This is a genomic window from Paenibacillus qinlingensis, from assembly GCF_013204845.1.
GTDB lineage: Bacteria > Bacillota > Bacilli > Paenibacillales > NBRC-103111 > Paenibacillus_E > Paenibacillus_E qinlingensis.
The window spans coordinates 411,253-424,335 of the sequence record NZ_JABMKY010000001.1; the positions used below are offsets into that span (position 1 = coordinate 411,253).

9 protein-coding genes are annotated in these 13,083 nt (G+C 45.9%); all 9 read right to left on the reverse strand.

The window, feature by feature from the left end:
• Nucleotides 1-13 precede the first annotated feature (13 nt).
• On the reverse strand, nucleotides 14-919 hold the full coding sequence (gene murB, locus HQN88_RS02105) for a UDP-N-acetylmuramate dehydrogenase (protein ID WP_173108584.1): 906 nt from the start codon (nucleotides 917-919) through the stop codon (nucleotides 14-16).
• A 212-nt stretch (nucleotides 920-1,131) separates the two neighbouring features.
• On the reverse strand, nucleotides 1,132-2,202 hold the full coding sequence (locus HQN88_RS02110; RefSeq protein ID WP_173108585.1) for an undecaprenyldiphospho-muramoylpentapeptide beta-N-acetylglucosaminyltransferase: 1,071 nt from the start codon (nucleotides 2,200-2,202) through the stop codon (nucleotides 1,132-1,134).
• Between the two features lie 7 nt (nucleotides 2,203-2,209).
• Nucleotides 2,210-3,307, reverse strand: coding sequence for a stage V sporulation protein E (spoVE, locus tag HQN88_RS02115; RefSeq protein WP_173108586.1), 1,098 nt, complete (start codon nucleotides 3,305-3,307; stop codon nucleotides 2,210-2,212).
• Nucleotides 3,308-3,363: 56 nt separating this feature from the next.
• Nucleotides 3,364-4,758, reverse strand: coding sequence for a UDP-N-acetylmuramoyl-L-alanine--D-glutamate ligase (gene murD / locus HQN88_RS02120; protein WP_173108587.1), 1,395 nt, complete (start codon nucleotides 4,756-4,758; stop codon nucleotides 3,364-3,366).
• Between the two features lie 3 nt (nucleotides 4,759-4,761).
• Entirely contained in the window at nucleotides 4,762-5,697 is a 936-nt protein-coding gene (gene mraY, locus HQN88_RS02125) for a phospho-N-acetylmuramoyl-pentapeptide-transferase (protein ID WP_216855617.1), read from the reverse strand.
• Between the two features lie 75 nt (nucleotides 5,698-5,772).
• On the reverse strand, nucleotides 5,773-7,155 hold the full coding sequence (locus HQN88_RS02130; RefSeq protein ID WP_173108589.1) for a UDP-N-acetylmuramoyl-tripeptide--D-alanyl-D-alanine ligase: 1,383 nt from the start codon (nucleotides 7,153-7,155) through the stop codon (nucleotides 5,773-5,775).
• On the reverse strand, nucleotides 7,152-8,642 hold the full coding sequence (locus HQN88_RS02135) for a UDP-N-acetylmuramoyl-L-alanyl-D-glutamate--2,6-diaminopimelate ligase (RefSeq protein WP_173108590.1): 1,491 nt from the start codon (nucleotides 8,640-8,642) through the stop codon (nucleotides 7,152-7,154). Before HQN88_RS02135 ends, HQN88_RS02130 begins: the two co-directional genes overlap by 4 nt.
• Nucleotides 8,643-8,753: 111 nt before the next feature.
• Nucleotides 8,754-10,682 (reverse strand): stage V sporulation protein D, encoded by a 1,929-nt coding sequence (locus HQN88_RS02140; protein WP_173108591.1) that lies wholly within the window; start codon nucleotides 10,680-10,682, stop codon nucleotides 8,754-8,756.
• Nucleotides 10,683-10,768: 86 nt separating this feature from the next.
• Nucleotides 10,769-13,069 carry a penicillin-binding transpeptidase domain-containing protein gene (locus HQN88_RS02145; RefSeq protein WP_173108592.1) on the reverse strand — a complete coding sequence of 767 codons (2,301 nt, stop codon included), beginning with the start codon at nucleotides 13,067-13,069 and terminating at the stop codon, nucleotides 10,769-10,771.
• Nucleotides 13,070-13,083: the final 14 nt, after the last annotated feature.

The window sequence follows — 13,083 nt, forward strand, 5'->3', positions numbered from 1 at the left end:
TTCCACCTCCGATTTACCTCTCACCCATTACCAGAACCTCAGGTACTAGCTTAATACCGTACGATTGCTCTACGATCTGCTGTACTTCGTTGATAAGAGTAAGAACGTCCTCGGCTGTAGCTTCTCCTGTATTAACAATGAAATTGGCGTGAAGCATAGAGATTTCTGCTCCACCGACACGTTTGCCTTTCAGACCTGCTTCTTCGATGAGCTTCGCTGCGAAGCCCCCTTCGGGGTTGCGGAATACACTTCCTGCGCAAGCTAATTGCAAAGGTTGGGTCCGCAGTCGCCGATCTCGGTAAGCGGCCATAGCCCCAGCGATTTCGTTGCGGTCTCCAACCTGTAATTCAAAGACAGCCTCTGTTACAATGCCAGGCAATGTGTGCAAAATAGAATGTCGATAAGCATATTGTAAATCTTCTGCCTGCATGACGACCAATTCCCCTGTATCCAGGATGACTTCAGCCTGCTTGAGTATGCGTGACACATCGGACCCGTGAGCCCCTGCATTCATGTAGACGGCGCCTCCCACTGTACCGGGGATTCCTGAAGCAAACTCCAGTCCGGTCAAACCTTCTTTGGCTGCGAGTACGGACAATTTAATGAACGAATAGGAACCTCCTGCATAGACCATTGCGCCTTCAAAACGAAGGGTATCTAACGCGTTGCCTAGCTTAATTACGACGCCTCGAATCCCTTTGTCTCCGACAAGCAAATTGGAGCCCCTACCGATCACGGTCCAAGGTACGCCTCGCTCATGAAGAAACTTAATGGATGCAGCTACCTGCTCTTTGGAGTGAGGAATAATCAAGCAATCAGCCGGACCGCCGATTTTCCAAGTGGTGTATGGAGCTAGTCGTTCATTCGTTCTTATCTCGCCAATATTTGATGCCTTTAAGTCGGCTATTAACTTCTGCATGGGAAAACCTCCTTCACAGAACGTAGGGCGAAATGTAGAGGTGTAAGATTTGAGTCATACATGTTCTGACATTTCATTCATAAGGAGCTGAGCGAAGTCGGCCGTTCTTCGTTCCTTGTTCACTTATGAAGCCTTAGGTGTCTGTCACGGTTATAGTGTAGTTTATGTAAAATCGGTTAGAGTGTGACAATCGCCTATACGCTTTAACAAATTCACAACGATTTGCTATGCGCTTCAATCAATTTTACGATAGCAGCTACGGCATCACTCTCATTACGTGATTGCATCGCTGCTTTATACGTCTCACGGTTCTTGTAAAGTGCTTCGACATGATCGGCAAGCCCGTCAGCGGTTAAATCTTCTTCCTGAATCACATCGGCATAACCTGCCTTTTGAAAGGATGCCGCATTCAATATCTGATCGCCTCGACTAGCTTGAAGGGATAGCGGAATTAACAGCATGGGTTTCTCTAAACCTAGAAACTCAAAGATAGACGTTGCACCAGCTCGAGAGATCACAAGGTCCGTCATCGCAAGCACATCAGGAAGCTCTTCGTTCAAGTACTCAAATTGCTTATAGCCACGGGTAGAAAGATGCTCAGTAGACACATTCCCTTTGCCACACAGATGCACAATTTGAAATTGTTGGAGTAAACGAGCTAAGTTACTGCGTACAGCTTGATTCAGCACATGTGAACCCAAACTTCCACCCATGACTAATATAACTGGTTTTTGTGAATGGAACTCACAAAGTTGAAGTGCACGCGAGGCTTTACCACTGTTCATATGTTCACGGATCGGCAAGCCTGTAAGAACAGACTTCCCACCTTTAATATGCGAAAGGGATTCAGGAAATGTCACACAGACCTTCGTTGCAAAAGGAATCGAAATTTTATTCGCCAGTCCTGGCGTCATATCGGATTCATGGATTATAACAGGAATATTGTTCATACGGCTCCCAAGAACGACAGGAACGGAAACGAACCCGCCCTTCGAAAAGACAATGGCGGGTTTCAAACGTTTAAGTAACCGATACGATTCATAAACACCTTTCATGACTTTAAATGGATCTTTTATATTTTTGAGATCAAAATATCGACGCAATTTCCCTGATGAAATCGGATAAAAGGGAACCCCTTCTCGATCAATGATCTCTTTTTCAATACCTGTAGCCGAGCCTATGTACTTGACATCCCAACCTTGCTGCTTCAGCTTATGCATCAGCGCTAAGTTAGGGGTAACATGGCCTGCGGAGCCACCTCCGGTAAATACAATTGTCTTCATTCCCCTGTCACCTCGAATAGCGGGATATATTAAGCAGGATGCCAACGGATGTCAGCATGAGCGTCAGTGATGACCCCCCTGCACTTATGAAAGGCAGCGTAATGCCTGTTACAGGAAACATTCCAATAACAACGCCGATGTTAATAATAACTTGAACAGCGATCATGCCGATAATACCTACTGCAATTAAACTGGCAAATGTATCTGGTGCCGTAATCGCCGCACGCATCCCCCGCCATACTAAGATGGTGAAGAGCAGCAGAACCAACGTACCTCCAATGAAACCAAGTTCTTCCGCGATAATAGAAAAAATAAAATCAGTTTGCGGTTCTGGTAAGTAACTATACTTTTGCCGGCTCATTCCGAGTCCAAGACCTACTAGTCCGCCTGGTCCAATTGCGTATAAAGATTGAATAGATTGATAACCAGCACCAAGTGGATCCTGCCAAGGGTCGAGAAAGGCTGTTATCCGTTTAAGACGGTATGGAGCGGCAATAACGAGTCCAATAAAACCCGCAACCCCTATCATACCTAGATAGGAAAGATGAAGCAATCTCGCACCAGCCGTGTAAATAATTAAGAGTGACGCGCCTACAAGTACGACTCCCGTTCCTAAGTCCGGCTGCAGCATAATCAAACCGAATGCCAATCCCATAATACCTAGAGGCGGCATCAACCCTTTGGTTAGTAGTGTAATCTTGGACTGATTTTCGGCCAGCATCTTGGAAAGAAAGAGAATCATCCCTATTTTCATAAATTCAGAAGGTTGAATCCCGAAAGCTCCGATGCCTAGCCAACTTCTGGCCCCGCCACGAATCACACCGATACCAGGAATCAAAACAATGACCAACATACCAAAGCACACAAACAAGGCCAACTTAGCAAATCGTTTCCACACCAAATAATCCACATTCATCGTGAAGAACATCGCTACAATTCCTAGTACGGCGAAGATCAGTTGTCTTTTTAAATAATAAAAAGAATCACCAAACTCTCGAAATGCAAGTACACTACTAGCGCTGTAGACCATAATAACGCCGATTGTCAAAAGCAGCAAGGTCGGAATAATAATCCAAATGTCAGGAGCGGAGCGTGCTTTACCCATTACAGACACCTCTTTGTCAGTTGTGGGCCTCCTAATAAAAAGTGGATAAGCCCTACTTAAAGGTTATGCACGGACTCCTTAAACATGCGTCCCCTGTCCTCATAGGATGGAAACATATCCCAACTTGCACAAGCAGGTGAGAGAAGCACAATGTCTCCTTCCTCACTCATTTGCCAGGCAAGCTGCACGGCTTGTGAAACCGCGTCCGCTGCATCCTTAGCAGTATCGACGGTTTGCACCTTACTAATCCCTGCCAATTCAGCAATATGCCTGATTTTCTCTTTGGTTTGCCCTAAAGTGACAATTCCTTTGATGCGCTCCTTAAACGTAGGTAATAGATCCATGTAATCCGAGCCGCGATCCAATCCGCCAGCTATCAAGATCACAGGTTGATTAAAAGCTTCAATACTCACTATGGAAGCGGCAGCATTCGTTGCTTTAGAGTTATTATAAAAGCTTACGCCACCAAGTTCTCTCACAAGCTCTAGACGGTGTTCTACGCCTTGAAACTTTCTTAACTCATCAGTTATCACAGACAGTTCTACGCCAGCTGTAATGGCCGCTGCAGCGGCTGCCAACGCATTGGCGACGTTAAAGCTTCCGGGTATGCCCATTTCAGTAGCTGGCATAATCGATTGAATCGATCCCTGACCGTTCGCATACACAAGACAGTCGGTTTCTGCATCCAAATAGACGCCATAAGTAAGCTTTTCTTTCATAGAGAAATGAAATTGTTTCGCTTTCAGATTCGGCATGAGACGTCGACACACTTCGTCATCCCAATTCAAAATTGCGGTGTCAGCCTCTGTTTGATTTTCAAAAATTTTGGCTTTAGAGGCAATATAATCGTCCATGGACCCATGATAATCCAGATGTGTTTCAAATACATTTAACAATAGGCCAATGTTTGGACGGAAAGCTGTTGTGCCTTTTAGTTGAAAAGAGCTTAATTCAACAACCATCCAATTCTCAGCTGTCACTTCAGGTGTAGCTTCGGTTAACGCACGGCCAATGTTCCCTGCAACAACTGGTTTCAAGCCCGCCGTTTCCAGCATCAAACCGATCAGTGTTGTAGTCGTTGTCTTTCCGTTAGAGCCAGTGATCCCAATAATGGGCGCTTCACAAAATTGATAAGCCACCTCAACTTCAGTCACAACCTCGATACCTAGTTCTTCTGCTTTACGAATAGGGTCTACCGAATACGGAATCCCTGGATTTTTGACAACTAGCGCAACCCCCTCATGCACAAGGGACTCCGGATGAAACCCGCATACAACAGAAATACCCAGAGCCTCCAACTCGTCGGCTTCAGGGCACGCACTTCGTTCCTTTTTGTCATTGACAGTGACGAGAGCTCCTTTTTGATGAAAAAGCTTAGCTGCAGCGACACCGCTGCGAGCCAAGCCAAGTACAATCACTTCAAGTCCACGATAATCCCGCGGATGCCTCATTTTCTACAACACCTCATTCATATATAATCCGAGCACAGCAAGCACTAGACCTACGACCCAGAAAGTAATTACAACTCGCCACTCTGACCATCCCACCAACTCAAAGTGATGATGGATGGGACTCATTTTGAACACGCGTTTCTTCCTTGTTTTGAAAGAAACAACTTGAATGACAACAGATAGGATTTCTACTAAGAAAACTCCACCAATAATAGCAAGAAGCAGTTCTGCTTTCGTTAAGATGGCAACGGCCACAAGTCCACCACCGATCCCCAAAGAGCCGGTGTCACCCATGAATACTTTGGCAGGATGCGCATTGAAGACGAGGAATCCAAGTACAGCACCAACCATTGCTGCTGAGAAGATCGCTGCTTCTGGCTGTGTATTATTCATAGCAATAATGGTGTAAGCCCCAAATGCAATTGCACTTGTCCCTGCTAACAAACCGTCCAAACCATCTGTGAAGTTAACGGCATTCGAAGCACCTAACATCAAGATGGCCATTAACGGGAAATACAACCAACCGGCATTCATATGATACGAAACGAACGGCACATAAATATCTGTGCTATGTCCTTGCATAACGAGTAAATAACAGACAATGGCCGAAATCAATAATTGACCGAAAAGCTTCTGCTTTGCTGTAAGTCCCAACGAACGCTTAAAAATAATTTTAATATAATCATCAAGGAAGCCCACAAGTCCATAACCTAATGAAGCTATTAATAAAATGAGTAAATCTGTATTTTTGTCAGCAAAACGAAGTGTAGCCAAGGAAAGCGCGAGTAAAATAATGACGCCGCCCATCGTTGGTGTACCTTGTTTTTTGAGATGACCTTGCGGGCCATCCTCACGAATTTGCTGACCAAATTTCATCCGTCTTAAAATAGGTATACATAATGGCCCCATGATTAGCGCAAGCACAAATGCTACACCCATTGTTAATAATACCGCGTTTTCCACGTTGGTTCCCCCTGCTCATTTCCGTCACTCTATTTCAAAAATTGCAATCTATTAGGCTAATAAGCTTTGGACAACCTGCTCCAGCCGCATCCCGCGCGAGCCCTTCACGAGCACGAGATCCTCGGGGCTTGCGAGTGCTGCGAGCTCCTCCGCGAGCTGCGCCTTGTCGTCGTAGGCGCGCACCTGCGCCTGCGGAAAAGCGTTAGCCGCTTCATCCGCGATGAAGCGCCCGAGACGCCCGAACGTGAAGACGTAGTCTACACGTTCCGGAGACAACATCGCGCCAATGCCGCGATGGAACTGCTCTTCGTGCTCGCCAAGCTCCAGCATGTCGCCGAGCACGAGGAACTTCCGACCGAAGCCGCTCAGCTGCTCGGTCAGGGCTATCGCCGCCCGCATCGAGGCGGGGCTGGCGTTGTACGCATCGTTAAGCACGGTCAGCCCAGAGGCTGCCGTGAGCTTCTCGATGCGCATGCTTGTCATCTGCAGCGCGCGAAGCCCCGCTGCAACTGCACTTGGCGTGACGCCGAAGGCCTCGCCGACGGCTATGGCCGCGAGCGTGTTCACCACGTTATGCGTGCCAAGCAAGGGAATAAACAATTCCTCGTACCCGGGGGAATTAATGGTGAAGTAAGCGCCATCCGCATCCATCCGGATATCGGTGAGGTAACGATCATTATCGTGGCCTTGGCCGAAACGAATGCGACGCAACCCCTCTGGCAGATCCAGCTCGCCCAGTGCTTGTTCAATTAACGGTTCATCCCCGTTATAAATGATCAAGCTGTCACTCGGCATGCCAGTAACAATCTCCGTTTTCGCACGGGCGATTTCATCTCTGGAACCTAGCTGAAGCATGTGCGACTCACCAATCATGGTGATAATTGCGGCTTCCGGCTCTGCGATTTCAGACAATAAAGCAATTTCGCCACGCCCGCTCATGCCCATCTCTACGACGGCAAATTGCGTCGTTTCTTCAAGAAGCAAGAGTGTAAGTGGTAAACCAATATGGTTATTCAGGTTTCCCTTTGTTTTATGAACCTCATAAGTGCTTCCTAGAACAGCTGCAACCAAATCTTTGGTTGTCGTTTTCCCATTACTGCCAGTAATGCCGATGATTCGCACAGAAAGCTCTTGGCGGTATGATTTAGCTAAATCCTGAAGGGCTGTTAGTGTATCCTCGACAGGAATGTAAGGTACACCGCTTGGCGCCGCACCATGGTCATCTTGCCAGAGGATGGCCGCAGCCCCCTTCTGATAAGCATCTTCCGCATATTGGTGACCATCGAAATTTTCGCCGATAAGCGGGATAAACAGACTGCCTGACTGAATGGAACGTGTATCGGTAGAAACCCCTTTAATCAAAATGTCGCCATGAGCGCCGGACACCTCGCTGCGGAGCATCGCTGCTATTTGACTTAATGTACGCTGAATCACTGTGTTCTCCCCCTTATCGCAACCTTAGCCACCAAACGATCGTCGAAATCATGCTTGACACCCATGATATCCTGATACGTTTCGTGGCCTTTTCCCGCTATCAATATTACATCTTTAGGGCCTGCCTCTTCAATAGCCTTTTGTATCGCTTTTTTACGATCAGCTAACAAAATGTACTGATTTTCTGGGTAATTAACTTCTTTGAGCCCCGGCTCAATATCTGCCAGAATCGCATCTGGATCTTCCGTGCGCGGATTATCAGACGTCACATAAAGAAGGTCGCTATAGTGTGCAGCAACTTTTCCCATGATGGGACGCTTCGTTTTGTCACGATCCCCTCCACAACCAAACACGGTGATGATTTTCCCTTCGGCAAACTCACTTACCGTAGAGAGGGCATTCTCTAAACCATCTGGCGTATGTGCATAGTCAACCAACACCAGAAAATCCTGGCCCTCGTTGACAACTTCCATTCTACCTTCTACCACTGCGATACGTTCTACACTCGTACGGATAGCCTCTAAGGGAATCCCTTCCGCTAAGGCAGCAGTAATTGCTCCTAACACATTGTACACATTGAATTTCCCTACCAATTGCATGCGAAAGAAAGCTTCTCCAGCGAAGGAATGCAGCTGAAACTCAGTCCCTTGGGAAGTCATCCGAATATCGGAAGCGCGAACATCACAATCGTTTTCAATACCGTACGTAATGACTTGAGCCGCTGTTAAACGACGAAACGTCTGAGATGCCTCATCGTCCCCATTCAGAATCGCATATTGGCGAGCATTTGGATCCTCGAAAAAACTATTGCCTAGGCGAGAGAATAGCAATCCTTTTGCTGCAGCATAACCATCCATCGTTTTGTGATAGTCCAGATGATCTTGTGTCAAATTGGTAAATATGCCTGAACGGAACTGAATCCCCTTCACTCTTCCCATATCAAGACCATGCGAAGAGACCTCCATGATACAATAATCGGTCCCTGCATCCGCCATTTTTCTTAGAATACGCTGAAGCTCCAAAGCTTCCTGTGTATTCGTCGCTTTATTTTCTATGTAGTCATCACCAATTTTGATATGGATATTGCCCATTAGTCCTGTTACTTTGCCTTGATCCGCGATGATTTTCTCTAGAATATACGTAGAGGTTGTTTTACCATTCGTCCCCGTAATACCGATAATTTTAAGCTCTTTGCTGGGATATCCGAAGAAATGGGCAGATAGAGCCGCCATCGCATATCTGGCATCTTTGACAACGAGTTGAGGGACAGGCAGATCCAGTACTCTCTCCGTAACAAGCGCAGAAGCCCCGAGCGCAATCGCTTTGGGGGCATAGTCGTGGCCATCAGCTGTCAAGCCAGGGATGCACAGAAACAAATCTCCCTGTTTTATTTTACGAGAGTCTGCCTCAATCCCCGTGATCTCCGTGTCTTTATCGCCATGTATATGGGTAATGAGCAGTGCGGAAGCAAGCTCCTGCAGTTTCATAAGCAACCCTCTCTTCCTAGATTTATCTAACTATTATGGACAATTTTATGCAAGTAGAAAAGCTAAACATGTCTTATTCGCAAATCTTTTTTTGAGTTTTGTGCAAGTCTTCTATTTCTCTGGATCCACATTGGATAAAAAGATACGAATCGTAGAACCCTGATCCACACGTGAGCCTGCTTTAGGCGCTTGAGAGATGACGTACTTCCCATTTCCTGATTTGGCCAGCTTAAAATTCATGTTCAGGTCTTCTAATATATCATCAACTGACGCTCCAACCAAGTCCGGAACTTCAACAATTGGAATTTCTCCATAGCGATACTCTTTATCCAGTTGATTTTTGTCCGGCTCAACCTTCATGTATCGCAGTGCATCCGCCATGATATCTCTGACTAAAGGAGCTGCAATCAGACCCCCGAATTGAATCCCTTTCGGATCATCTACCGCCGCATAAACAACAATCTTCGGATTATCTGCTGGCGCAAAGCCAATGAAAGACACGATATGTTCATCAGGTGAATAACGTCCATTGATAACCTTCTGGGCTGTACCTGTTTTTCCGCCAACACGATAGCCATCAATAAATGCATTGCGACCTGTCCCTTTCGCTACAACACTCTCCAGCGCTTCACGAACTTGTCTAGACGTGTCCTCTGAGATGACGTTACGGACTAATTCAGGCTCAACTACATCGACAACTTCACCCGTATCTGGATTCGAGAAGGATTTGGCAACGTAAGGCTTAAATAGCTTACCACCATTGATCGCTGCTGAGACCGCAGTAATTTGCTGGATGGGTGTAACCGAAACACCTTGACCGAATGCGGTTGTAGCCAATTCGACTGGACCTACTTGCGATGGTTTGAACATAATCCCATTCTCTTCACCGCCAAGATCAATTCCTGTCTTTTTACCAAAACCAAATCTGGAAATATAGTCAAATAATTTCTCTTTGCCTAACCGCTGCCCCATCACAACAAACCCCGGGTTACAGGAATTTTGAACAACCTGCAGCATTGTTTCACTGCCATGTCCTCCACGTTTCCAGCAACGCAACCGAGCGCCCCCAACTTCTATTGAACCTGGGTCGTAGAACTGTTCATTCTTTAAATCCACTTTCTTTTCTTCTAGTGCTGCGGCAAGGGTAATAATTTTAAATGTAGAACCAGGCTCATACGTTTTCCAAATCGGTAAATTCCGATTATACGTTTCAGCCGGCGACTCCATGTATTTACCTGGATCATACGTCGGTCGGCTGCCCATTGACAGGATCTCACCGGTATTCGGATCCATCATGATGGCAATGACGTTCTGAGCTTGATACTGCACCATCGCTTGATCTAACGATCGTTCCATCACCGATTGCAAATGGCTGTCGATGGTCAACTTCACGTTCAGCCCGTCTTTAGGCGGTGTGTAAGTATCCGTTGTACCAGCTAATTTCCGGCCAGCTGCATCTGTCATATAAGCGATATTGCCTGCGATCCCTGTCAATTGAGAGTTATATTTCGATTCAATCCCTGTTAGCCCTTTATCTATCCCTGCGAAGCCTAGGATATGCGCTGCAAGCGAACCATAAGGATAGTAGCGCTTATTATCTTCGGCTACGATGATGCCAGGCAGCTGCAAATTACGTACTTCCTGCGCCTTTTCTATCGTAATTTTACGACCCGATGGCTTTATATAGTTTTGCATTTCTTTCTTTGTAATTTGTTTGTATATGTCATCTTCATTGCCATCCAACACTTCTGCCAGTTTAGCGGCTGTGGCGTGAGCATCTTTAATTTGTATAGGAATCGCCACAAGTGTAGGGGTACTCATACTATACGTAAGCGTCAAGCCATTACGGTCTTGAATTTCGCCACGTTTGGGTGCAAAACCAATCTCTCTTCGCCAACTGTTCTCGGCCAACTTCGCGAGGTCTTGTCCGATCCAAAGTTGAACATAGGCAAGACGGATAATAAGTGCTGTAAAGATGACAGTTCCAATGATTAACGCCGTAAACAATCTCCGACGAACGGTAACGTTAGAAGCCCGCATGAACGTTCAGTCTCCCTTCCCACTATTGTCATGTTCATTCCTAACATGACTATTCAGGACAAACTGGGGTTAGAACAAGCTGTTCACTAACGTTGTTTATTTGCTGTGGTTGTCGTTCGTTGCGTCTCCGTTTTGGCGTTAGGCGTTGGTGACGGTGTTGGCGTACCTGCAGGTGTTGCAGAAGGTGTTGATCCGCTTGCCGTGTCTGCTTTATCACTTAGTGGTTTAAGCTGCAGCGTTACGCTACGACCTTCACCTGCTGCAGATTGCTCGGATACATACCCTTCTCCAGAGGTTTGACAATCAATTTTGAAGAAAGAACACGTTTCAACAGCATCTCGCAGAGATTTGCCCACTAAATTCGGAAGTGGCATTTCTTCGACAGGTTGCATGGCAACGTAAATATGCTGCGTAGATAAAATTTGAGTTCCTGCCTTCGGGAATTGATCGACCACTTTTTCACCTTTACCGAACACTTCAAGCGAAAGTCCTATATCTTTGGCAGTGTCTTTAGCGCTTGTCGAAGAAACATCTAATAAGTTCGGTACATTAAGACGATTCGCTTCTTTGGTGATCGTTTTCGGCTTTTTACTTGAGGCTACGCCCATGTATTGCAAAGACTCACCGACGATTTCTTTGAACGCTGGCGCAAGGACTTGTCCGCCCAAATGATAGTTTCCGCCAAGATCAGGCTGATCTGCGATCAATGTAATTAGAATCCGTGGGTCCTCTACTGGCGCATAACCAATAAATGAGATTACCCACGTATCCGGTGAGTACGTTTTTTCACCAGGAAGTACGATATTCGCTGTCCCTGTTTTTGCTGCTATCCGATAATCTTCCATATAGGCAAGCTTACCAGTCCCTACTTCTTGGTCGGATACGACTTGCTCTAAATATCCACTCACTTGCGCTGCCGTTTGCGGACTTACAACTTGTCTGATGACTTGGGGTTCATACGCCGTGATAACTTTCCCTGTTTTAGGATCAAGAATATCCTTCACAATATGCGGCCACATCAATTTACCACCATTCGCAATGGCTGCGTAGGCTGCGGTCTGCTGGATCGCTGTCACAACGACTTTTCCTTGCCCGTAGGTTGCTGTTGCGTACTCAGATGGATATTTCATGTCAATGAGCCCTTTAACTTCTCCAGGCATATCGATATTCGTTTTTTGATCGAAACCAAACTTATTAATATAATCGCGTAGTTTATTCTGTGTTAACTTCTCGATTCCTAGCTTTACAAATGCAACGTTACTAGACCTCTTCAAACCTTCTAAGAAGGTAATTTTCCCCCACCCAACGAGATTATGGTCATGGAGGATACGGTCTGAGACTTTAATTGACCCTGATTGATAGGTTTCTGTCGGATTAAACAATCCCTCTTCCACGGCTCCTGCAAGGGTAACTAATTTAAATGTAGATCCAGGTTCATATCGAGAAGCAACGGCGCCATTTCTAAAATCTTTCTGTGGATCATAATTCCAATACGTATTCGGATTAAAGTTTGGCGTATTAGCCATCCCTAGTATTTCCATCGTTTTTGGATCGACCGCAATCGCTGTCAGGCTTTTAGGATGCCATTTGTCATTAACTTTCGCTAATGCACTCTCTAAATAAAACTGTATGTTTTTATCGATCGTAAGTCTAACATTGTTTCCGTCTTCCGCAGGTTTAAAGTTGACTTTGGCATCAGGAAGTTCGACACCTTTACCATCCTTTTCATAACTTAGCATCCCTGGAACACCCTTAAGCGTATCGTTTAGGTTCAACTCTAGGCCAAGCGATGCTTCACCTTCTTTGTTGGTGTACCCAAGAATATGGGACGCTAACGTTTCACCCGGATAGTACCTTTTTTCATCTTCAAGAATTGAAATTCCAACGCTCGCTCTGGCGCCCAACTTGAGCTTCGTTTGTAGATTGCTAATGAGTACACGAACTTGATCCGCCTTCTCTTTCTCAATCTTCCAACCTTCGTTGCGTACTTCAACATTGGCAGCGAAGTCCGTCCCATCTAGATTCTTTTTGGTCGCCCTCTCGCGAATCTTATTTACGAGATCTGCGCGAGATGCTTCGGATTCTTTCAAAATATCAGCTAACCCCTGGGTCAAATCCTCAGCAATATGCAAAGCATCAATCACTTTCGGATTTAGCGCAATCGTATAAGCTGTTGCTTCTACGGCGAGTACTTTATCATTGCGGTCCAAGATTGAACCGCGTACGGGAGCCAGCACTTTATCCGTTTCCCATCTCTTCTCTGCCTTCTCTAGCAACCAGGATGCTTCTACCACTTGAATCCAATAGACTTTAAACATGAGGACAACAAAAAGAAGGGTAAAAAACCCTCCAAGTAGCAAAGAACGTAACTTAATTTTTTTAGTCATATGAGTACCTGCCC

Coding starts and splice junctions, on each gene's coding strand:
- murB (WP_173108584.1), bottom strand. CDS start 919: ATGCAGAAGTTAATAGCCGACTTAAAGGCATCAAATATTGGCGAGATA.
- HQN88_RS02110 (WP_173108585.1), bottom strand. CDS start 2,202: ATGAAGACAATTGTATTTACCGGAGGTGGCTCCGCAGGCCATGTTACC.
- spoVE (WP_173108586.1), bottom strand. CDS start 3,307: ATGGGTAAAGCACGCTCCGCTCCTGACATTTGGATTATTATTCCGACC.
- murD (WP_173108587.1), bottom strand. CDS start 4,758: ATGAGGCATCCGCGGGATTATCGTGGACTTGAAGTGATTGTACTTGGC.
- mraY (WP_216855617.1), bottom strand. CDS start 5,697: ATGGGTGTAGCATTTGTGCTTGCGCTAATCATGGGGCCATTATGTATA.
- HQN88_RS02135 (WP_173108590.1), bottom strand. CDS start 8,642: ATGAAACTGCAGGAGCTTGCTTCCGCACTGCTCATTACCCATATACAT.
- HQN88_RS02140 (WP_173108591.1), bottom strand. CDS start 10,682: ATGCGGGCTTCTAACGTTACCGTTCGTCGGAGATTGTTTACGGCGTTA.
- HQN88_RS02145 (WP_173108592.1), bottom strand. CDS start 13,069: ATGACTAAAAAAATTAAGTTACGTTCTTTGCTACTTGGAGGGTTTTTT.